We start from the raw sequence: 20,865 nt of genomic DNA, 5'->3' as shown, positions 1-20,865 counted from the left end.
GGCCGTCCTCAGTCTGCCAGTTCGGTGAAGAGGTTGTCGCTTTCCAGAAAGTCCAACCGCTCGTGTTCCACCGTTCCTTCGTTGATATCCCGCACCTCGACACGCCCATCGCCATAGCCGATCACGACAGCGTCACAGATATCGATAAACAGGCCGTTTTCAACCACGCCCGGCATCTGGTTGATCACCAGGCTCAGCTGGCGCGGGTTGCCGATCCGTTGCAGGTGCAGGTCCAGGATATAGTTGCCCTCGTCCGTGACAAAGGGGCGGTCGCCGTTCATGCGCAAGCTGGACTGGCGGCCCAGAACATCCATGGAAATAAGGGTTTCCTCGACCAGCGCCTGCGTTGTCTGCCAGCCAAAGGGGATGAGTTCGATGGGCAGGGGAAAAGACCCCAGATGCTCGACCTCTTTGCCGATGTCGGCGATCACCACCATTTGATCGGAGGCGGTCGCCACGATCTTTTCCTGCAGCAGTGCGCCGCCGCCGCCCTTGATCAGGTTGAGGTTGCCGTCAAACTCGTCCGCGCCGTCGATGGTGATGTCGAGCCATTTGGCCTCGTCGAGGCTGATCACGTCGATCCCGACCTCACGGGCCAGATCGGCGGTGCGAGTCGATGTCGGCACTCCCTTGAAGCGCAGCCCGTCCTCGCGGACCTGTTCGCCCAGACAGCGCACCAGCCAGGCTGCGGTCGATCCGGTGCCAAGGCCCACGCGCATGCCATCCTCGACATAGTCGGCGGCCCGCTTGGCCGCGACATATTTTGCCTTGTCGATGGGTGACAATTCTCCGGTCATGCTGCGACTCCCCACGTGCTGCGGGGCTTATACGCCCGTGTGGCTGGCGTTGCGACCCCCAAGGGCGCAATTTGCCGTGTCCGGTCGGGGAATTGCGCGTCGTCAGGCGGGTGCGCCCAGCATGCTGACCGCATCCAGCACCTCGTCGAGTGCCACGCGGCCATCGCCGTCGAGATCAAAGGTCATCATTGCCCGCATCGACGCCGCGGTCTGGTCGTTCAGCCCGACATTCGCCCGGAGTGCCGCAAATTGGCGCAGTTCCTGCCAAGATGCGGTGCCGTCCCCGTCGCGGTCCGCCGCCCGGTGCCACACCAGCAGACGCCCCCGCATTGTGGCCGACGCCGCGCGCAAGATCACCGCCATTTCGGCGCGCGTCACCGCCAGATCATCGTTCAGGTCCGCCTCGAGCAGGCGGCGCATTTCGCGGGCCCGCAGCCGCGCGCGTTCCGCGGCGATGGCGGTCTCGATATCCTGCGCCGACAACCCGTCCGGCCCGCCATAGCCGAGGATCAGGCCCGCGGCCTCTTCGACAAAGGCGTCGGGACGGGCGCGCAACCGGTTGAGCGTGGTGCCCGGCGTGCGCGCCGTCAGTGCATCGATCACCGCCTGGCCCGACACCTCCTGGGCCAGGGCGTAGCGCCACGGCATCACGCAGGCGGCGAGCGACAATAGAACCAGAATCCAGCGCATGGGACTTCCTCCTGGCCCGCATCCAACGTCAAGTTGGTGAATCATCCGTTAATCCGCGGCCAAAGCCGATGGAATTGGTCGTTTTGAGACGTGGTTGCGCGGCGCAGGCGCGGTACATGCCGGACATGACGTACAGATTGCACTACGCCCCGGACAATGCATCGCTGATCGTGCGCCTCGTGCTCGAGGAATTGGGCCTGCCCTATACCGTGGCACTGGTCGACCGTGCCGCAAAGGCGCAGGAGCAACCGGCCTACCGGGCCGTGAACCCGACGGGCCTCATCCCTGCGCTGGAAACCGGGGACGGCGTCCTGTTCGAGACAGCGGCAATCCTGCTGTGGCTGGCAGATACCCATGGCCGCATGGCACCCGCGCCGGACAGCCCGGCGCGCGGCCCTTTCCTGCGCACGCTGTTTTTCGTGTCCAACACCCTGCACGCCCAGATGCGGATGGTGTTCTATCCGTGGAAATATGTAGGCGACGACCCCGCGGCCCAGGACGCACTACGCACCAAGCTGCTGACGCCACATGCGACGGACATGTCCGTGCCAGGCGGTCTTGCCCTGCTCGACGCCTATTTGGGCACCTGTGCCCGCTCTGCGGATGACATGCCGAGCATCCTTGAGTGTTACGCTGCGGCGCTGGTCCGCTGGTGCACGATCTACCCTGCGGACCGGGCGGGGTGGTTGACCCTCGACACCTACCCGCATTTGCAGACCCTCGTCCGCAGATTGGATGCACGCCCAGCCACCAGGACGGTTGCAAAGGCCGAAGGTTTGGGCCCACATCCGTTCAGTCAAGCGACACTTCCCAACCCGCCCGAAGGATCCGCACTCTAATATGTTTCTGTCAGTCTTCGACATGTTCAAGGTGGGCATCGGCCCATCCTCGTCGCACACCATGGGCCCCATGGTGGCCGCCGCGCGTTTCCTCGAGATGATGCGCGCCTCGCCCTTCCAGTTTGCCGGTCTGCGCGCGTCCCTGCATGGCAGCCTCGCCTTTACCGGCGTAGGCCACGCCACCGACCGCGCCACCATTCTGGGCCTCGCAGGTTTCGTGCCAGACACCTACGACCACGACAAGGCCGAGGCGACCCTGGCCGAGCTGTCCAAAACACACCTGCTGCACCCCGACGGGCTGCCCCCGCTGCGCTTTGATCCCGCGCAGGACCTCGCCTTTGACTATGACACCGTGCTGGGCGGACACGCCAACGGCATGATCCTGATGGCCACGGACGCCCAGGGCGACGTCACGCTGCGGCAGGTGTTCTATTCCATCGGCGGTGGGTTCGTCATGACCGAAGAGGAACTGGCCGCGGGCAAGGCCACCGACGAAGGCGCGCCCGTGCCCTACCCGTTCAAATCCGCCGCCGAGATGCTCGAGATGGCGCAGGCCTCGGGCAAGTCCATCGCCCAGATGAAACGCAGCAACGAGGAATCGCGCGGCGGAGCCGACAGTCTGAAATCGGGGAGCAAGCGGCTCTGGCAGGTGATGAATGACTGCATCACCCGAGGCCTGACCACGGATGGCATCCTGCCCGGTGGCCTGAACGTCAAACGCCGCGCCAAGGGAATCCACGACAAGCTGCTGGAAGAACGCGGCATGAACCTGACCGCGCCGCACACGATCAATGACTGGATGAGCGTCTATGCCATGGCGGTGAACGAGGAAAACGCCGCCGGTGGTCAGGTGGTCACCGCGCCGACAAACGGTGCTGCGGGCGTGCTGCCCGCCACCTTGCGCTATTACCTCGACCATGTGCCCGGCGCGTCCGAGACCCATGTCGAAGACTTCCTGCTCACTGCCGCCGCCATCGGCGGGCTGGTGAAATACAACGCCTCCATCTCCGGCGCTGAAGCGGGCTGCCAGGCCGAAGTGGGCTCCGCCGCCGCCATGGCTGCTGCTGGCCTCTGCGCCGTGATGGGCGGCACGCCCGAACAGATCGAAAATGCTGCCGAGATCGCTCTCGAACACCATCTCGGCATGACCTGCGACCCGGTGCGCGGGCTGGTGCAGGTGCCGTGCATCGAACGTAACGGGCTGGGCGCGATCAAGGCCGTCTCCGCCGCCTCCCTCGCCATGCGTGGCGATGGCACCCACCTCGTACCGCTGGACGCCTGTATCGAAACCATGCGCCAGACCGGCGCGGACATGAGTGAAAAATACAAGGAAACCTCGCTCGGCGGGCTCGCCGTCAACGTACCCAACTGCTGACCCCGCAGCCCATGTGCAGGGTCGGCGGGTGGGCGCCTTTCGCGCATCGCGCGAAACAGACCAGCCCCCCGACCGCATGACGCGCAACCGCGTCACGTACGGTGCAAATCCCGCGTTGTGTTCTGATACCCCACTGCTAACCTGCGCCAATGGCTCAGGACAGACCCCTGTTGGGCATTCTTCTCATGCTCGGTTTTTGCGTCGTGGCCCCCATGGGGGACGCGGTCGCAAAACTGCTTGGCCAATCCGTCCCTCTGGGCCAACTCCTGCTCATCCGTTTTGCCGTGCAGGCGCTGATCCTGATCCCGATAGTCTGGCTGGGCCGCAGGCTTTGGCGGATGCGCGGACGGGTGCTGCAACTGACCATCCTGCGCACCCTGCTCCACATCATTGGCATCGGTGCGATGTTTACCGCCCTGCAATACCTGCCACTGGCCGACGCCGTGGCAATCGCCTTTGTCATGCCCTTTATGATGCTGCTGCTGGGCAAATACGTCCTTAACGAAGAGGTCGGCAGCCGTCGCCTGCTGGCCTGCCTCGTGGGGTTCATAGGCACGCTGATGGTGGTCCAGCCCAGCTTTGCCGAGGTCGGCTGGCCCGCACTTCTACCGCTGCTCGTAGCCGTCAACTTCTCGGTCTTCATGTTGGTCACGCGCCAGATCGCCAAACATACCGACCCCATCGGCCTGCAAGCAGTCAGCGGCGTGATGGCGGTGGTGATCATGGGCCCGCTTCTGCTGATCACGCAAAACGCAGGCATCGCGCCCCTGTCACTGATCACGCCCTCGCCGCAGGAATGGACCCTGCTCGCCGCCATTGGCGTTCTCGGCACGCTGGCACATCTGCTCATGACGTGGTCGCTGCGTTACGCCCCGTCTGCCACGCTCGCACCGATGCAATATCTCGAGATCCCGGTGGCCACGGTGATCGGCTACATCGTGTTTCTCGATCTGCCCAACGGCATGGCCAGCGCGGGCATCTGCATCACGATTGCGGCTGGTCTTTATATCGTGCTGCGCGAGCGGTCCATCGCGCGGATGGGCGCGCAGACGCCAGCGCCCGCGTAACCGCCCCCAGCAGCCGGCGCGGCAGGATCACCAGGGCGCCCGGCGCATCCATCTCCAACGTCACCGGACCCAGCGCACGATTGGACGTGCCAATCTTGGCCATTGGATCAAAGGCCAGCCCATTGATGGGCCACTCGAGGCCCTCCGACCGCCCCGACACCTTCCCCATGGGAAAGACCGACACCACATCACCCGCCGCACAGGGCACCGACAGGATCGGCGGGCACAGCAACGTGATCTCGTCCCGCCCCAACAGGATGCAGGGCCGGTCCGGATGAAAGGCCAACGTGTGCAGGGCGGCAAGCTGATGATCAAGACGCGCACCGGTAAATCCCACGGCCACGACCACCGGGGCCGCGATGTGGCGCAGCGCCTTGTCAAAATCCGTGCTGTCCTGTTCGGCCACGTGCCACTGCCGGTCCTGCGGGATCTGCGCCGCGACACCCGGCGCCAGGGAATCAAAATCCCCGATCACTGCGGCCAGCTCCACGTCGCCCGCCACGGCCAGCGCCGCCCCCCCGTCCGCCGCCACACATGTCGGCGCGAGAGACAGGGCCGCGCGCAAGTCGTCCAAATCCGCCTCTCCACCCCCGACAAGGGTGACAGGCTCCAAACTGTGAACAATGCGCGCGCTCATCCTCTTTTAATGCAATTTTCGGAAACAGATCACAATGTCGCCCTGAAATGATACGCTGCCGGGCACAGATTCGGGCCGCTTTGGTCCGGCATTGCCACTTATAGAAACCTCCGCAGACTGGCAGAGGACGAGCATCCGATGATGAGTAACAATAAAATTTTGACAGTTTCCTACGGCACGTTTTCCTGCACGTTGGAAGGATTTGACGACAGTTTTGGCACCATGAAGGCCATTGCGGAGTATTTCCGCGATCTGGCCGCCGATGACAGGTATTTCGGAGCCGAACCGCCGCAACCGGATGCGGAAATGCTGGCGCGCATTGCCGAACGCGAAATTTCGCGCCGCGTCGAGGCGCGCGAGCAGGAAGGACGCATCGTCTTGAGTGCGGGTGATGCCGCAGCCCCTGCCGTGGCCGCCGCCGCGATCGCGGCCCCTGCTGTAATGGATGACAATACGCACGCAGACGACCAGAGTGCAGAAGCGCCCGCCATCGACGAAACCCCGGTCGCAGACGAAATGGCAGACGCCGCTGTGGACATTGTCGCAGACGCAGAAGACGAGGCGGTCGAAGCAGCCGAAGTCGAAGTGGCCGAGGCCGCAGATGACGCGGAGCCTGTCGAAGCCGAGACGGAAGAAATGTCGCACCCGGCCGCCGAGCTGCCCGAGGAGGCCGCCGCATTCTTTGCCGAGGCCGAGGATGAAGACGAGGACATCGCCGGACCGAGTGCGGCCGCCACCGACGTGGACGACGCCCCGGAAAACAGCATTGCAGCCAAGCTGCAACGCATCCGCGCCGTCGTGTCACAAAGTCAGGACGACGCCGAAGAGGGCGAAATGTTCGAGGACGAGCATGCCGAGGACTTTGCCCCGCAAAGCGACATCGCGGATGTGGCCGACGCGCAGGACGAGGACGAACAGGACGCGTCCGATGTGATCGGCGACGCCGCCCGCGCTGTGGCCGAAAGCCAGGATGTCGAAACACAGGCCGCTGCCGAAGAGGACACGACCGAGGACGAAGACGACATTGCCGCGATTCTTGCCCGCTTTGACACGGACGCAAGCGATACCGCTGCGGTGGTGACCGCCCCCGAAAAAGACACCACCCAAGAGGATGCCGTCGAAGAAGCCGCATCCAATGAGGAAGATGATCTGGGGCTGGACACGCTGGCCGCGTTGATGGCGGCCGATACCGATGAGGGTTCGGACGAAGACGCGGGCGAAAACCTGTTCGATGCGGATGAAGCGCCTGCGCCCGCGACACCGCGTGCGCGTGTGCTCAAGGTCAAGCGCGCCGATATCGACGCAGCCATCGCAAGCGGTGCACTGGAAGAGATCGCGGACGAGGCGGATGACGAAGACGAGACCACGCTCTCGGACGAGGACGAGGCGGAGCTGATGGCGGAACTGGCAGATGTGGAGGCCGAGTTGGCCGAAACCGATGCCGAAGCCGAGACAGCCGAAACACCCGTCGAACCTGCGCCGCATGTGGGGGACGACGACGTGTCCCGCCTGATGGCCGAGGCCGACAATCAGATGGAAGAGCCCGAAGGCTCCAGCCGTCGCAATGCGTTTGCGCATCTCAAGGCCGCCGTGATGGCCAAGAAGGCGGATGCCGGGATCGGTGCGGACAGCGTCGAAGACGAAGGTGCCTTCCGGTCGGATCTGGCCTCGGTTGTGCAGCCGCGCCGCCCTGCGGCCCGTGGCGCCCGTGCCGAGCGCCCCGATGGCAAGCGCCCCGCGCCGTTGAAGCTGGTGGCCGAGCAGCGCGTCGATGTGGATAGCGCGCCCAAGGGCCCAGTGCGTCCACGCCGTGTTGCCGCGCAGGCAGATGTGGTCAAATCACCCGAAGATGCGGCAAGCTTTGCCGACTATGCCTCTGACATGGGTGCCAACGACCTGCCGGCCCTGCTCGAGGCTGCGGCCAGCTATCTCAGCTTTGTCGAAGGCCGGGACCAGTTCTCGCGTCCGCAACTGATGACCAAGGTGCGTCAGGTGGAGCAAGGCGAGTTCAGCCGCGAAGACGGGCTGCGGTCCTTTGGTCAGCTGCTGCGCGCGGGCAAGATCGAAAAGATCAAGGGTGGCCGTTTTGCCGTGACCGGCGACATCGGCTACCGCCCGGACCAGCGTGCCACGGGCTAAGTCCGGAAAGCAGACATTGAGAAGGGGCGGCCCAGATCGGGACCGCCCTTTTTTCTATTTGGGCACATCCGTGCAAAAGATCAGCCTGTTCCCAAACGGATCGGAGATGCTCATGTCGTCCATCCCCCAGGGCTGGCGCTGCACCCCCGGCCGGGCATGGCGGTAGCGTTTGGCATTCAGCGTGGCGCAGTAGGCATGCACATCATCGACCCCGATCCGCATCGACGCGCCGGGGCTGGCGTCGCCGAAATGTTCCGACAGATGGACTTCACAGGATCCAAGCCGCAGCCCCATGTAAAGCGGTGTATCCGGTTCGAAACGAAACTCGAACGTCACCTCGAACCCCAGAAAGTCGACATAAAACGCGCGTGCCTGCGCTTCGTCAAAGCTGCGCAGGATGGGAATGGGCGGGGCAAATGCGGGCATGGTGCTTTCCTCGGTCATGACTGCACCGAAGATAGCATAAGTCAGACATCCGGGTCAGGTTGTCCGATACCCTTGAACACCGCCTTGAGCGGGATGGCCCACAGGATGCCAAGGCCCACATAGACCGCCAGTTCGACCAAGATCGAGGGCCGGTCAAACAGCGCAACGACATTGACGGCCACGATGATATAAAGCGGCAGCCCCACGATCAGGATCAGCAGAGCCAGCCATTTCCGGGTCTTGTATCGCAGCGCCATGGGGCCTCCCTCAGTCGGCGAACGGATCCCGGACGAGGATCGTGTCCTCACGCTCGGGCGATGTAGACAGTAGGGCGACGGGGCAATCGATCAACTCTTCGACGCGGCGCACGTATTTGATGGCATTCGCGGGCAAGTCGGCCCAGCTGCGCGCGCCTTCGGTCGATTCAGACCAACCGGGCATTTCCTCGTAAACCGGGGTGCAGCGCGCTTGTTGATCCGCAGCGGTCGGCAGGTAATCCATACGCACGCCGTCCAGCTCGTAGCCGACGCAGATCTTTAGCGTCTCGAACCCGTCGAGCACGTCCAGCTTGGTCAGGGAAATGCCGTTTACGCCGGAGGTGGCGCAGGTCTGGCGCACGAGGCAGGCATCAAACCAGCCGCAACGGCGCTTGCGACCCGTGGTGGTTCCGAATTCGTGGCCCCGTTCGCCCAGCCGCTGGCCGTCTTCGTCGTGCAGTTCGGTCGGAAACGGCCCCTCGCCCACGCGGGTCGTGTAGGCCTTGACGATGCCCAGAACGAAATCGATGCTGCCCGGCCCCATGCCCACGCCCGTCGCCGCCTGACCGGCGATCACGTTCGAGGACGTCACAAAGGGATAGGTGCCAAAGTCGATGTCGAGCAGCGCGCCCTGCGCCCCTTCGAAAAGGATGCGTTTGCCCGCCTTGCGTGCGTCGTTCATCACCTTCCAGACCGGGGCAGCGTATTCGAGGATCGCAGGCGCGACCTCTTGCAGCTTGGCGATCAGGGCGGCGCGGTCGACGGGATCCAGGCCCAGCCCGCGGCGCAGCGCGTCGTGGTGCACCAGCGCGCGGTCCACGCGCAATTCGAGCGTGGCGGGATCGGCCAGATCGGCCACACGCACCACGCGGCGGCCCACCTTGTCCTCGTAGGCGGGGCCGATGCCGCGCCCGGTGGTGCCGATCTTTGCGACGGAATTCTGCGATTCGCGGGCCCGGTCCAGCTCGCCATGAATGGGCAGGATCAGGGGCGTGTTTTCCGCGATCATCAGCGTGTCGGGGGTGATCTCGACCCCTTGCGCCCGCAAGGTTTCGATTTCGGACACAAGGTGCCAGGGGTCCAGCACGACGCCATTGCCGATCACCGACAGCTTGCCGCCGCGCACAACGCCCGAGGGCAATGCATGCAGTTTGTAAACCTCGCCGTCGATGACAAGCGTGTGGCCCGCGTTGTGTCCGCCCTGAAAGCGCGCGATCACATCGGCCCGTTCACTCAGCCAGTCGACGATCTTGCCCTTGCCCTCGTCGCCCCATTGCGCGCCGACAACCACCACATTGGCCATGCTGATCCCTTTCATGCAAACCCGCGCCCGTATAGCGACGCGCGCCGCGGACGCAAACCGCTAACTGGTCGAATTGGGAAAATGCCGCGGGCGGGCGCCGCTCATATTGCACATCCCGTCCATGCGCGGCATCAAGAGGAAACGCCCCCAAGTCCGGACGACACACGATATGGTATTTATTTGGCGCTGGCTCTTTGCTCTTGTTCTGCTGGCCGCAACCTACAATCCGACGCCTTACAACTATGTCACATGGGTGATGACGCATGGGGCGACGAACCTGTCCATCGCGGTGCTGTGCGGTTTGGTCCTCGTAATCGGCTACATCATCTACCTGCGGGCCACGCTGCGGTCGATTGGCGGGTTTGGCATGGCGCTGGTTCTGGCACTTGTTGGTGCGATCCTCTGGGTGCTGTATGATCTGGGGCTGGTCAAGCTGGACAATCCGGGCATCAACACGTGGTTAGCGCTTGTGGCGCTGTCGGTTGTTCTGGGTGTCGGTCTCAGCTGGAGCCATGTGCGCCGTGCCCTGTCTGGCCAGGCGGACATGGACGACGTCGACGAATAGCGATCAATCCAGCGTGACGGGCGCGCCATGGGGGGTGCGCAGATAGGCGGCTTCCCACGCGGCGCGCATGTCCTGCAATGCCTGCGCCTCGGCTGCGCCGGTTTCGGTCAGCAGGGTTTCCAGCGTTTCGAGCCAGGCCAGAAAATAGTCGTCGCCGCCATTGAGGCTGCGGTCCACCCCGTGCCGTTTCAGCGTTGCGCCAAACCGGTCGGCCCAGTCGGGCCAGGCGAAATGCCCCGCCTCATTCAAATGGACGGTCAGGGCGAAGAGTTGCGCGTGCCACGGCGCCTCAAAGGCGGGTTCGGGCCTCATGCGCGGGTCAGGTAGCTTTGCCAGAGGTCGGCCACGACCTCGTCACCTGCATGTTCGGGATGCGCCCAGAGGTCGGCGGCGCGAAAGGCCACGGCATAGAGCGGCTCGGGCGCCTCGCCCTGCCCGTGTGCGGCGCTGTCGGGCAGGACATGGGTGCCGTGGTGGCGCAGGATGACGCCCGTGTGCCCCGCGAGATAGGCGGGAAGCCGTGTGTGACCGCCTGCCACCACCATATTTTCCGCGTGCGCGCGCACCGTCACCCGGTCGCCGGGTGTGAACGTGGCGGCGGGGCCCCCACCCCGCGTGGCCGGGCCGCCCTTGGCCAGAACAGCTGCAACGGCGCTGGCCGGCAGCCGTTTTGCTGCCAGATCACTGTTGCCCATGGCCCGCCCCTCGGCCAGTTCCGCGCGGGAAAGCGCGCCCTTGGCCACCAGCAGATCGGCCAGTGCCGCGATCCATTTCTCATAATAGGCAAAGCGGGCGTAGTCCTTGGGCGCGAGTGCCTCACGGGCGTGGCGGGAGGTGTCGATGTTCCAAAGCCCCAGACTGCCCGATGCAAGTGTCAGCGCCAGTGCGCGCGGATGCCAGTCGGCGTGAAAACGGACCTCTTCGGCCTCTGGCGTGACGGGCCCGTCGCCGAACCGTCCTCCCATATCGTGGGGCCGGGTCACGGGGCCACCGCCAGTCCGCAGCCGATCATGCTGTCGCGTGTGACCAGATCCATCAGCGCGGCTTCGTCCATCCCGTCGGTGCCGGCGGGGCGTTGCGGCAGCACGAGATAGCGCACCTCTGCCGTCGAATCCCATACGCGCACGGATGTATCCTGCGGCAATGTCACGCCGAATTCGGACAGCACCTTGCGGGGCTCGCGCACCGCACGGGCACGGTAGGCGTCGGATTTGTACCAGCCCGGCGGAATACCAAGCAGCGGCCACGGATAGCAGGAACACAGCGTGCACACGACCATGTTGTGCACGTCACCTGTATTTTCCACGACGACCATATGTTCGCCCTGCCGCCCGTAATAGCCCATTTCGGCCAGCACCGGATCCGCATCCGCCAGAAGGGCTGCGCGGAATGCCGCATCGGACCAGGCCCGCGCCACCACATGCGCGCCATTCTTGGGACCAATGCGGTTTTCGTATGTGTCAATGATCTCGTCCAGTGCGGCGGGATCGACCAGCCCCTTTTGGGTCAGAATCGTCTCGAGCGCCTTGACCCGCAGAGCGGGATCGGAGGGCAGCAGGCTGTGCGGGTGGTCGTGATGATCATGTGGCATGGCCGGATCATGGGCCGCGTGCCGCACAATTGTCCAGTCCCCCAAAGGCCCACTTGCCCCGGCCCGCATTCTTGCATAGATACCGCCCATCGCGCAGCACGAAGGGCAACCCCTCGCATGGAAAACGTCGTTCTTATCGTCCACCTGATCCTCGCCCTCGGCCTTGTCGCCGTGGTGCTGATGCAGCGTTCCGAAGGGGGCGGTCTGGGTATGGGCGGCGGCGGCGGTGGCGGTGCCATGACCGGGCGTGCAGCGGCAACAGCCCTGTCCAAGGTCACCTGGCTCCTGGCCATCGGGTTCATCATCACGTCGATGACACTGACCATCTTTGCCGCGCAGAACGCATCCGGGACATCGGTGATCGACCAGCTGGGCATCACCCCGCCTGCGCAAAACGCACCGTCGAACGACCTGGTGCCACCGGGCGGCGACCTGCTGCCCCCCTCGGCCGGGGACAATGCGCCATTGGTGCCCAGCGCCGACTGAACGAAATATTGAGGGTATGGCCAATGTCGCAACATCATGTTGCGGCATCCTTGCCCTTGTGAACCGAATCCTGTTATACTGAGGTCCCGTGGGGAACGCTTTGTCGCGTATCCTGCATCCGGCCTTGGGCCAGACTGAACCACGGGAGACCGCAGCACATGGCGCGCTATATTTTCATCACCGGTGGCGTTGTATCATCGCTTGGCAAGGGCCTCGCCTCTGCGGCGCTCGGGGCATTGTTGCAGGCCCGCGGCTTTTCCGTGCGATTGCGCAAGCTTGACCCCTATCTGAATGTCGATCCAGGCACGATGTCACCGTTCGAACATGGCGAAGTGTTCGTGACGGATGATGGTGCGGAAACCGACCTGGATCTGGGCCATTATGAACGGTTCACCGGCGTCGCCGCGCGCAAGACCGATTCCGTATCCTCGGGCCGCGTCTATTCCACCGTCCTCGAGAAAGAGCGGCGCGGCGACTATCTGGGCAAGACCATTCAGGTGATCCCCCACGTCACGAACGAGATCAAGGATTTCATCAATATCGGCGATGATGAGGTCGATTTCATGCTGTGCGAGATCGGCGGCACGGTGGGTGACATCGAGGGCCTGCCGTTTTTCGAGGCCATCCGCCAGTTCAGCCAGGACAAGCCGCGCGGGCAGTGCATCTTTATGCACCTGACGCTCCTGCCCTACATCAAGGCCAGCGGCGAGCTGAAGACCAAGCCCACACAGCACTCGGTCAAGGAGCTGCGCTCCATCGGGATCGCGCCGGATATCCTTGTCTGCCGGTCCGAAGGGCCGATCCCCGTCAAGGAACGCGAGAAGCTGGCGCTGTTCTGCAATGTGCGCCCTGAATCCGTGATCGCCGCGCAGGATTTGTCGACGATCTACGACGCGCCGCTCGCCTATCACCGCGAAGGGATGGATCAGGCCGTGCTGGATGCGTTCCAGATCTCGCCCGCGCCCAAACCGGATCTGTCAAAGTGGGAAGACGTCTCCGACCGCATTCACAACGCCGAAGGCGAAGTGAAGGTCGCCATCGTCGGCAAATACACCCAGCTCGAAGACGCGTATAAGTCCATCGCCGAGGCACTGACCCATGGCGGCATGGCCAACCGCGTGCGGGTCAAGGTCGAGTGGGTGGATGCGGAGCTTTTTGATCGCGAGGACCCGGCCCCGCATCTCGAAGGGTTTCACGCGATCCTCGTGCCCGGCGGGTTCGGCGAGCGCGGCACCGAGGGCAAGATCAAGGCGGCCGAGTTCGCGCGCACGCACAAGGTGCCCTATCTGGGCATCTGCCTCGGCATGCAGATGGCCGTGATCGAGGCTGCGCGCAACGTGGCCGGTCTGTCGACCGCCGGGTCGGAGGAATTTGACCACGAGGCGGGCAAGAAACGGTTCGAGCCGGTGGTCTATCACCTCAAGGAATGGGTGCAGGGCAATCACAAGGTCGAACGCAAGGTGGGCGACGACAAGGGCGGCACCATGCGCCTTGGTGCCTATGACGCGGTGCTGGGCGACGGCACGCGGGTGGCCGAAGTCTATGGCACCACGGCGATCGACGAACGTCACCGCCACCGTTACGAGGTGGACATCAAGTACCGCGAACAGCTTGAAAAGGCCGGGATGCGGTTTTCGGGCATGTCCCCGGATGGCCGCCTGCCCGAGATCGTGGAATGGCCGGACCATCCGTGGTTCATCGGTGTCCAGTTCCACCCGGAACTGAAGTCAAAGCCGTTTGCGCCCCACCCGCTGTTTCAGGACTTTGTGCGCGCGGCACGGGATGTGTCGCGGCTGGTCTGAGCCTGCTCAATCCATCGCGCGCAGCAGCGGGCCCATGTCCTCGATCCGGTTGGTCCAGACATAGCCGTCAAAGTCCGTGGGCACGCGGCGCGCTTGTGTCGTGTCGTCTATCCCGCTGGTGAACCCGGATCCGTCATAGGGCCCGATGAGGATCACATCCGTGCCGACGGATTTGAGCCTTTGCGTGAACCTGTGCGGCCAACCCCATAGGAATCCGGCGTAATTCTGCGGCACGAGGACCATTGTGTTATGGCAGCTGTCCGGCACCCGGCCACTCCACCCGCGCAGGGCGTAGTCCAGCAAACATCCCTTGATCGAGGCCCGGTCAAACCCGCGCAAGCCCGGTGTGTGATCCATCGCGGCACGGGTGGGCGGCGCGCCGCCATATACGCCAAAGATCTGATCCCGATACGCAGGATCTGACAGCACTTGCGCCAATGCGGTGCCGTCCTCGGCGCGACGGCTTTTGAAATTCACGAGAAACTGCCCGCCCATCTCCGCATCCAGCACTTGGGTCAAGGACGGCATCAGCCCCACACCTGTGCCGCGCAGCGGGAACTGTCCCGTCCCGTCGTCAATGTTGTAAGCGACGTCGAGGGCCACAAGCGTTGCGAAATCCTGTTTATGCGTGACGCCCGCGCCATTCGTGCGGCAATCAAGTGTCCAGTCGTGAAACACCGCGAACACATTGTCCGAGGTCAGATGCACATCCAATTCCACCACGTCAGCACCCAGCCGGAACGCTTCTTGCATCGAGGCGCGCGTGTTTTCGATGAACCCGTGGGTAGTGGGTGCCACCGGTGCCGCGTGGCAGGAATCGCTGGAGCGGTCCGTCCCAACATAGATCTGATGCACTCCGCGATGAGCGATCAGCCGCGTCTGGTGCGCGTCGGTTGATATAAAGAGCGACGTGTTGGCCACCCAAAGCGCAACCGCAGCGCACCCGGCGACCGCAAGCACCCATTTGAGCATCCGTTTCATTTCTGCACTTTACGGCGCAAATCGTAGCGCGCGAAACCTCGAAACCTGTCGCGTGGTTGCGCATGGGCGGCAATTCGCTACACCCGTCCCCATGCTGAGTTACCAACATATCTATCACGCCGGCAATCTGGCCGATGTGCACAAGCACAGCCTGCTTGCCTGGATGCTCGACTACCTCACCGCCAAGGACAAGCCGGTAAGCTATATCGAAACCCATGGCGGGCGGGCGCTCTATGATCTGGGCGCGGCGGAAGCCATCAAGACGGGCGAGGCCGCACGCGGAATTGCGCGCGTCCGGCATTGGTTTGACCACGCCCACCCCTACATGAAATCGTTGCGGCAAACGGCGGAAGAAGCAGGGGAAAACGCCTATCCCGGATCTCCGAAAATCGCGGTGCAGCGACTGCGTGACACGGACACGATCACCATCGCCGAACTGCATCCGGCCGAACACAACGCGCTGGAACTGGCGCTGCCCACCGCCACCTGTCGGCGCATCAACGGTTTTGACATGGCGCATGGAATGCTGCCTCCGACGCCACGCCGGGGTCTGATGCTGATCGACCCCAGTTTCGAGATCAAGGACGACTATGTCAGCATCCCGCAGCACATCAAAAAATTTGTACGGGCGTGGAATGTAGGGATCATCGCGCTCTGGTATCCGATCCTCATGTCAGGTGCGCATGACAACATGTTGAAAGCACTTGCGAAAGATCATCCAGATGCGTTGCGTCACGAGGTCCGCTTTCCACCTGCCCGCCCCGGTCACGGAATGATCGGGTCGGGGATGTTTGTCATTCGACCGCCCTTTGGTCTTGCAGCAGAGGCCGCAAAGCTGAAAAATCGCTTTGACCAACTGAAGTGATACCCATGTTTGAACGCCTGTTTCCCAAAAGACCGAAAGAAACCAAACCCTTGCCCGACCCCACGCCCCAACTGGCGCTTGGCGCCTTGCTGGTTCGGATTGCCATGTCAGATCGGGATTACCAGGCGCCCGAGGTGGCCGCCATCGACAAGATCCTGTCGGGCACATTTGATCTCAAACCGCTGGACGCGGCCAAGCTGCGCGCCACCTGCGAGGCGCTCGAGCGGCACGCGCAGGGCACGTCGGAATATGCTGAAATCCTAAGGGAATCAGTTCCCTATGCCGATAGGCTCGGGCTGGCATTTGCCATGTGGCAGGTGTTGTTGGCGGACGGCGAACACGCCGCCATCGAAGAAGCAACCCTGCATGACATCGAGGCGGCACTCGGCATCACGCCCAAGGACAGCGCCGACATCAAGGCGCGGGCGCTTGGCTAATCCCGCCGCAGCCCATATATAACGCCCATGTTCCAAGACCTTCTTAAGCGGCTGATCCAGCCCGACCCCGCGCCCATCGCCGATGCGGATGCGCGGCTCGCATTGACGGCACTGCTGGTACGCGTGGCGCGATCCGACAACCATTACAGCGGCGATGAACGCGCGTTGATCGATCAGATCACCCAGGATCGCTATGGGCTTTCTGCAAGCGATGCCAATGTGTTGCGCGCCGAAGCCGAAGCGATGGAGGAAGAGGCGCCCGACACCGTACGCTTTACCCGTGCCATCAAGGATGCGGTGGCCTATGAAGATCGCCTCGCGGTGATTGAAGCCTTGTGGAAGGTCGTTCTCGCAGATGGGCAGCGCGCCAAGGAAGAGGACGCGCTTTTGCGACTGGTCGCCAACTTGCTGGGCGTGTCCGATCCGGACAGCGCGATGGCACGCCAACGGGTCGGCGGATGATCGCATCGCTCGGCATGTACGCCATGCCGCATGCCGCCGCTGCACATGATCGCCTCTGGGCTGCCATTCGCGCCAACCTGGGGGACGGTCCTGCGCAGCTTGATCCATCAGACGACAGTTGGGGCATCTGGCAATCGCCGGATCTGCTTTTGGCGCAGACCTGTGGCCTGCCCTACCGCGCGCGGCTTTATGATCAGGTGACGTTGGTGGGCACGCCGGATTACGGTCTGCGCGAGTGCCCGGCGGGGTACTACTACAGCTATGTCATCCGCCGCAAAGGCGATCCACGCAGCCTGCGGGACCTCGGACGAACAGGTGTGTTGGCCTATAACGATGGTCTTTCGCAATCGGGGTGGGCCGCGCCTTGCGCCGCCCTCGCGGCGCTGAACATGCGCCCCGGCGCGACTTTGCAGACCGGTGCGCATGTGGCCTCCATGGAATCCGTCCTGACGCAGGACGCGGATTACGCAGGCATTGATGCCATCACCTACATGATGTGGGAACATGCGCACCCGGACGTTGCTCAAGGGCTCGAGACGTTCATGCGCACCGAACCGACACCCGGTCTGCCGTTGATCACCGCCAAGGGGCGCGACCCAGCCCCGATCGCCCGCGCGGTAACACTTGCCATCTCGAAGATGCCCCAGGTGGACCGGGATATCCTGTTCCTAAAGGGGTTGGTCAGAATCCCGTCCGAAACCTATCGCGCCCTGCCCATTCCCGCCATGCCGTGACCAATTCGGCGTCACCCGGCGTCAAATTGGGCAACTGCGGTCCAAAACAGGCGAATTGCCCGTGGACTCGGGCCAGAATTTGCGCCCTTATATCCGCTGACCATCTTCAGCGCGGCGTGCCCCTTGACCGACCAACCCGTTATCGAAATCCGCAACCTCCACAAGGCCTATGGCGCGCTTGAAGTGCTTAAAGGTGTTGATATCGCGGCCAAACGCGGGGATGTCGTGTCGCTGATCGGGTCGTCCGGGTCTGGCAAGTCGACCCTGCTGCGGTGCTGCAACCTTTTGGAAGACAGCCAACAGGGCGATGTGACCTTTAAGGGGGAGCCGGTGACCTGGAAAGGCGGCGGCCACGGGCGGCGGCCTTCGGACCCCAAACAGGTGCTGCGCATCCGCACCAACCTGTCGATGGTGTTCCAACAGTTCAATCTGTGGGCCCACATGACCATCCTGCAAAACGTGATGGAAGCCCCGGTGACCGTGCTGCGCCGTGATCCGGCAGAGGTCGAAACGGCGGCGCGGGCCTATCTGGACAAGGTCGGTATCGGCGACAAATGCGACGTGTATCCGGCCCAACTGTCCGGCGGCCAGCAGCAGCGCGCGGCCATCGCGCGCGCTTTGTGCATGGAACCTGAGGCGCTGCTGTTTGATGAGCCCACCAGCGCACTTGATCCGGAACTGGAACAGGAAGTCGTCAAGGTGATCAAGGATCTGGCCGCCGAAGGGCGTACAATGCTGATCGTGACGCATGACATGAAACTGGCCCATGATGTGAGCGATCACGTCGTGTTTCTGCATCAGGGGCTGATCGAGGAACAGGGCCCGCCCGACACGCTGTTCGGCGCGCCCAAATCAGAACGTCTGCGCGGGTTCCTTTCTGCGACCCACGCCGCGTAAACCAAAAAAAAACGGGAGTATCACTCATGAAATCCATTCTTCTTTCGACCGTCGCCGTTGCGATGACTGCGACGCTGGCGCTGGCCGACGGCCATTCGGTTGTGCGCATGGGCACCGAGGGCGCCTACCCTCCCTACAACTTCATCAATGACGCGGGCGACGTAGACGGGTTCGAGCGCGAGTTGGGCGACGAGTTGTGCGTGCGTGCCGAGCTGACCTGCGAATGGGTCAAAAACGACTGGGACAGCATTATCCCTAACCTCGTGTCGTCGAACTATGACACCATCATGGCCGGCATGAGCATCACAGACGAACGTGATGAAGTCATTGATTTCACGCAAGACTACTTCCCACCCACCGCGTCGGCCTATGTTGGCGCCTCTGACGGTGCGGATTGGGAAAACGGTGTTGTCGCGGCCCAGACGGCCACGATCCAGGCGGGTCACATCGCCGAAGGTTCCGCCACGCTGGTTGAATTCGCCACGCCCGAAGAAACAGTCGCGGCCGTGCGCAACGGCGAGGCAGACGCCGTGTTTGCCGATGCCGATTACCTCGCGCCGCTGGTCGAGGCATCGGGCGGTGATCTGGTATTCATCGGTCCCGACGTGCCGCTGGGCGGCGGTGTGGGCATGGGCCTGCGCGAGAGCGACACCGAGTTGAAGGAAAAGTTCGATGCGGCCATCACGTCGATGAAAGAGGACGGCACGCTAAATACGCTGCTCGTCAAGTGGTTCGGCGAAGGCACGGCCCAATATTGATCAAGGCACGGGCGGGGATCATCCCCGCCCAACCGCCGTTCGACGATGTTCTCCTATTGCACCGATCCCGATGCGCTTGACCGCCTGCGCTGGTTAAGCTGCTACCTCACCACGGGGGTGCATTTTTCGTTCTATCTGAGCTTTTTGAAGGTGATCGGCATTCTGGCCGTCACGGCCCCTGTTGCGCTCGCCTTTGGGTTTTTCGGCGCGATGTCGGCGCGGTCGTCCATCGCGCCGGTGTCCTGGTTGGGCAAGGGGTATATCGCGGTGGTGCGCGGCGTGCCGGATATCGCGTTTTTCCTGTTTTTTGTCATCGCCCTCGATCAGGGGTTCGAATGGCTGCGCCATCAGGCGCTGTGCCCCGACTGGACCGATCCGATCCGGCAGGGCAATGATTTTCTGGTTTGTCCGCAGGCCAAGCTGCCACTGGGCACGGCCCCGCAAGCGGTGCATCAGACCTATGCGTTCGGGCTGGCTGTGGTCACCTTTGCGTTGGTTTTTGGTGCCTTTGCGGCCAACGTGATTTTTGGCGCGATGCGCGCGGTGCCCAAGGCGCAGCTGGAGACGGCGGAGGCCTATGGCATGTCGCCGCGCCAAACATTCTGGCGCATCCTCGTGCCGCAGATGTGGGTTTATGCCCTGCCCGGCCTGTCGAACCTGTGGCAAGTGTTGATCAAGGCGACGCCTTTGTTGTTCCTGCTGGGGATCGAGGATGTCGTCTATTGGGCGCGCGAGTTGGGCGGGACCAAGACGGCCCGGTTCACCGCTTACCCGCATGGCGACTGGCGAATGTGGTATTTCCTCGCCCTGCTGGTGTTTTACCTGTTCATGACCTGGGGGTCGGAAAAGATCCTGTCGCGATTGATGACCCGGCTGACCCGCGGTCAGGCCACCACGGGTGGAGAAGCGCAACGCCGGGGGGCTGCGGCATGAGTTGCGTGCAAACCATTCAGGACTATGCGCTGCGGTCCATCGGGATCGGCGAACGGCTGTTGCCGCGCAGCGATTTTACGGTGTGCGAACAGGTTGTCCTGATCGGGTCGGGCATGATCTGGAACGTGTATTTCGGGTTCATGGCGCTGGCGACCGGGTTCTTTCTGGCCACGGCCGTAGCCCTGGGCAAAGGGTCGGCCAACCCGTGGTTGCGCAAACCTGCGGAATTGTACGTGTTCCTCTTTCGTGGCTCGCCGCTCTTTATCCAGTTCTTCTTTGCCTATTTCGTGTTTTTGAACCTCAAGCGGGTCTATCCGTTCTTTGATCCGTTCACCGCCGCATGGCTGGGCGCGTTGATCGTGCTGTTCCTGAACACCGGCGCCTATTCGGCCCAGATTTTCCACGGCGCGTTGCAGTCCATTCCCAAGGGCGAGGTCGAAGCGGCCGATGCTTATGGCCTGTCGGGATGGTCGCGGTTTCGTCGCATCATCTGGCCCACGATGCTGCGGCTGGCCTGGCCCGCCTATACGAACGAGGCGATCTTTCTGTTCCATGCCACAACGCTTGTCTATTTCTCGGGCTTTCCGGCGTGGCAGCAGCGCGGCGATGCGCTGTATTACGCCAGCTATTTCGCGGACAAGACGTTCAACCCCTTTGTGCCCTATCCGATCCTTGCCGGGTATTTCATTCTGTTGACGCTGGTTATCATCGGGGGGTTCGGGCTGGTGAACCGGCGTCTGAACCGCCACTTGCCTGCAAATGCGCGCAGCAAGATGAAACTGCGCCCCAACCTCATCCGCTGAGAGATTTCGTGCCTCCGGCGG

General features: G+C 63.1%; 25 protein-coding genes. 15 read left to right on the top strand and 10 right to left on the bottom strand.

The window, feature by feature from the left end; genetic code table 11:
* Positions 1 to 8 precede the first annotated feature (8 nt).
* Positions 9 to 797 (bottom strand): ribose-5-phosphate isomerase RpiA, encoded by a 789-nt coding sequence (rpiA, locus tag Q0949_RS14165; RefSeq protein ID WP_299373443.1) that lies wholly within the window; start codon positions 795 to 797, stop codon positions 9 to 11.
* A gap of 102 nt (positions 798 to 899) precedes the next feature.
* On the bottom strand, positions 900 to 1,487 hold the full coding sequence (locus Q0949_RS14160) for an EF-hand domain-containing protein (protein ID WP_299373440.1): 588 nt from the start codon (positions 1,485 to 1,487) through the stop codon (positions 900 to 902).
* A gap of 116 nt (positions 1,488 to 1,603) precedes the next feature.
* Here Q0949_RS14160 and Q0949_RS14155 point away from each other — a divergent pair, with 116 nt between their 5' ends.
* The 3 genes from Q0949_RS14155 (at position 1,604) to Q0949_RS14145 (ending at position 4,768) form a co-directional block, all read left to right on the top strand.
* The gene (locus Q0949_RS14155) at positions 1,604 to 2,326 is read left to right on the top strand and encodes a glutathione S-transferase family protein (RefSeq protein ID WP_366524036.1); all 723 of its coding nucleotides are present in this window, start codon (positions 1,604 to 1,606) and stop codon (positions 2,324 to 2,326) included.
* A gap of 1 nt (position 2,327) precedes the next feature.
* A complete protein-coding gene (locus tag Q0949_RS14150) occupies positions 2,328 to 3,701 on the top strand; it encodes an L-serine ammonia-lyase (RefSeq protein WP_299373437.1) in 1,374 nt (457 codons plus the stop codon).
* Positions 3,702 to 3,850: 149 nt separating this feature from the next.
* On the top strand, positions 3,851 to 4,768 hold the full coding sequence (locus tag Q0949_RS14145) for a DMT family transporter (protein ID WP_299373434.1): 918 nt from the start codon (positions 3,851 to 3,853) through the stop codon (positions 4,766 to 4,768).
* Here Q0949_RS14145 and Q0949_RS14140 read toward each other — a convergent pair.
* Positions 4,686 to 5,405 (bottom strand): thiamine diphosphokinase, encoded by a 720-nt coding sequence (locus tag Q0949_RS14140; protein WP_299373431.1) that lies wholly within the window; start codon positions 5,403 to 5,405, stop codon positions 4,686 to 4,688. The genes Q0949_RS14145 and Q0949_RS14140 overlap by 83 nt on opposite strands.
* A gap of 159 nt (positions 5,406 to 5,564) precedes the next feature.
* On the opposite strand from Q0949_RS14140, the gene Q0949_RS14135 reads away from it, so the two are divergent.
* Positions 5,565 to 7,544, top strand: a complete 1,980-nt coding sequence (locus tag Q0949_RS14135; protein ID WP_299373428.1) for a hypothetical protein — start codon at positions 5,565 to 5,567, stop codon at positions 7,542 to 7,544.
* A gap of 54 nt (positions 7,545 to 7,598) precedes the next feature.
* Here Q0949_RS14135 and Q0949_RS14130 read toward each other — a convergent pair whose 3' ends face one another.
* From Q0949_RS14130 to Q0949_RS14120, 3 genes are read right to left on the bottom strand one after another with little or no spacing between them, the layout of a single operon-like run.
* Complete coding sequence (locus Q0949_RS14130; RefSeq protein ID WP_299373425.1) at positions 7,599 to 7,988, bottom strand: glyoxalase superfamily protein; 390 nt, start codon at positions 7,986 to 7,988, stop codon at positions 7,599 to 7,601.
* Between the two features lie 23 nt (positions 7,989 to 8,011).
* Complete coding sequence (locus tag Q0949_RS14125) at positions 8,012 to 8,227, bottom strand: DUF2842 domain-containing protein (protein ID WP_299373422.1); 216 nt, start codon at positions 8,225 to 8,227, stop codon at positions 8,012 to 8,014.
* 10 nt (positions 8,228 to 8,237) lie between these two features.
* Complete coding sequence (locus tag Q0949_RS14120) at positions 8,238 to 9,530, bottom strand: adenylosuccinate synthase (RefSeq protein ID WP_299373664.1); 1,293 nt, start codon at positions 9,528 to 9,530, stop codon at positions 8,238 to 8,240.
* 169 nt (positions 9,531 to 9,699) lie between these two features.
* Here Q0949_RS14120 and Q0949_RS14115 point away from each other — a divergent pair, with 169 nt between their 5' ends.
* Positions 9,700 to 10,095: a DUF6524 family protein gene (locus Q0949_RS14115; protein WP_299373420.1), complete on the top strand. Its 396-nt coding sequence runs from the start codon at positions 9,700 to 9,702 to the stop codon at positions 10,093 to 10,095.
* 3 nt (positions 10,096 to 10,098) lie between these two features.
* Here Q0949_RS14115 and Q0949_RS14110 read toward each other — a convergent pair whose 3' ends face one another.
* From Q0949_RS14110 to nthA, 3 genes are read right to left on the bottom strand one after another with little or no spacing between them, the layout of a single operon-like run.
* The gene (locus Q0949_RS14110) at positions 10,099 to 10,407 is read right to left on the bottom strand and encodes a nitrile hydratase accessory protein (protein WP_299373417.1); all 309 of its coding nucleotides are present in this window, start codon (positions 10,405 to 10,407) and stop codon (positions 10,099 to 10,101) included.
* Positions 10,404 to 11,078, bottom strand: coding sequence for a nitrile hydratase subunit beta (gene nthB, locus Q0949_RS14105; protein WP_299373414.1), 675 nt, complete (start codon positions 11,076 to 11,078; stop codon positions 10,404 to 10,406). Before nthB ends, Q0949_RS14110 begins: the two co-directional genes overlap by 4 nt.
* A complete protein-coding gene (gene nthA / locus Q0949_RS14100; RefSeq protein ID WP_299373412.1) occupies positions 11,075 to 11,686 on the bottom strand; it encodes a nitrile hydratase subunit alpha in 612 nt (203 codons plus the stop codon). Before nthA ends, nthB begins: the two co-directional genes overlap by 4 nt.
* Positions 11,687 to 11,803: 117 nt before the next feature.
* Here nthA and secG point away from each other — a divergent pair, with 117 nt between their 5' ends.
* Together secG and Q0949_RS14090 are read left to right on the top strand one after the other, a co-directional pair.
* The gene (gene secG, locus Q0949_RS14095; protein WP_299373409.1) at positions 11,804 to 12,172 is read left to right on the top strand and encodes a preprotein translocase subunit SecG; all 369 of its coding nucleotides are present in this window, start codon (positions 11,804 to 11,806) and stop codon (positions 12,170 to 12,172) included.
* Between the two features lie 158 nt (positions 12,173 to 12,330).
* Entirely contained in the window at positions 12,331 to 13,974 is a 1,644-nt protein-coding gene (locus Q0949_RS14090; protein ID WP_299373406.1) for a CTP synthase, read from the top strand.
* 6 nt (positions 13,975 to 13,980) lie between these two features.
* Here the strand turns inward: Q0949_RS14090 and Q0949_RS14085 are convergent, their stop codons facing one another.
* On the bottom strand, positions 13,981 to 14,955 hold the full coding sequence (locus tag Q0949_RS14085; RefSeq protein ID WP_299373403.1) for a glycerophosphodiester phosphodiesterase family protein: 975 nt from the start codon (positions 14,953 to 14,955) through the stop codon (positions 13,981 to 13,983).
* Positions 14,956 to 15,046: 91 nt separating this feature from the next.
* Here Q0949_RS14085 and rlmJ point away from each other — a divergent pair, with 91 nt between their 5' ends.
* The 8 genes from rlmJ (at position 15,047) to Q0949_RS14045 (ending at position 20,844) form a co-directional block, all read left to right on the top strand.
* The gene (rlmJ, locus tag Q0949_RS14080) at positions 15,047 to 15,820 is read left to right on the top strand and encodes a 23S rRNA (adenine(2030)-N(6))-methyltransferase RlmJ (RefSeq protein WP_299373400.1); all 774 of its coding nucleotides are present in this window, start codon (positions 15,047 to 15,049) and stop codon (positions 15,818 to 15,820) included.
* A gap of 5 nt (positions 15,821 to 15,825) precedes the next feature.
* Positions 15,826 to 16,257, top strand: a complete 432-nt coding sequence (locus tag Q0949_RS14075) for a TerB family tellurite resistance protein (RefSeq protein ID WP_299373396.1) — start codon at positions 15,826 to 15,828, stop codon at positions 16,255 to 16,257.
* A gap of 27 nt (positions 16,258 to 16,284) precedes the next feature.
* Positions 16,285 to 16,719 carry a TerB family tellurite resistance protein gene (locus Q0949_RS14070; protein WP_299373393.1) on the top strand — a complete coding sequence of 145 codons (435 nt, stop codon included), beginning with the start codon at positions 16,285 to 16,287 and terminating at the stop codon, positions 16,717 to 16,719.
* Positions 16,716 to 17,453 (top strand): PhnD/SsuA/transferrin family substrate-binding protein, encoded by a 738-nt coding sequence (locus Q0949_RS14065; RefSeq protein WP_299373390.1) that lies wholly within the window; start codon positions 16,716 to 16,718, stop codon positions 17,451 to 17,453. The genes Q0949_RS14070 and Q0949_RS14065 overlap by 4 nt, the downstream gene beginning before the upstream one ends.
* A gap of 123 nt (positions 17,454 to 17,576) precedes the next feature.
* On the top strand, positions 17,577 to 18,350 hold the full coding sequence (locus Q0949_RS14060; protein WP_299373387.1) for an ATP-binding cassette domain-containing protein: 774 nt from the start codon (positions 17,577 to 17,579) through the stop codon (positions 18,348 to 18,350).
* Between the two features lie 26 nt (positions 18,351 to 18,376).
* Complete coding sequence (locus Q0949_RS14055; protein WP_299373384.1) at positions 18,377 to 19,108, top strand: transporter substrate-binding domain-containing protein; 732 nt, start codon at positions 18,377 to 18,379, stop codon at positions 19,106 to 19,108.
* 45 nt (positions 19,109 to 19,153) lie between these two features.
* Entirely contained in the window at positions 19,154 to 20,041 is an 888-nt protein-coding gene (locus Q0949_RS14050; protein ID WP_299373381.1) for an ABC transporter permease subunit, read from the top strand.
* Entirely contained in the window at positions 20,038 to 20,844 is an 807-nt protein-coding gene (locus Q0949_RS14045) for an ABC transporter permease subunit (protein WP_299373378.1), read from the top strand. Before Q0949_RS14050 ends, Q0949_RS14045 begins: the two co-directional genes overlap by 4 nt.
* Positions 20,845 to 20,865: the final 21 nt, after the last annotated feature.

The organism is uncultured Tateyamaria sp., from assembly GCF_947487805.1.
Taxonomy (GTDB): Bacteria; Pseudomonadota; Alphaproteobacteria; order Rhodobacterales; family Rhodobacteraceae; genus Tateyamaria.
This window is presented reverse-complemented; position numbering and strand designations above follow the sequence as displayed.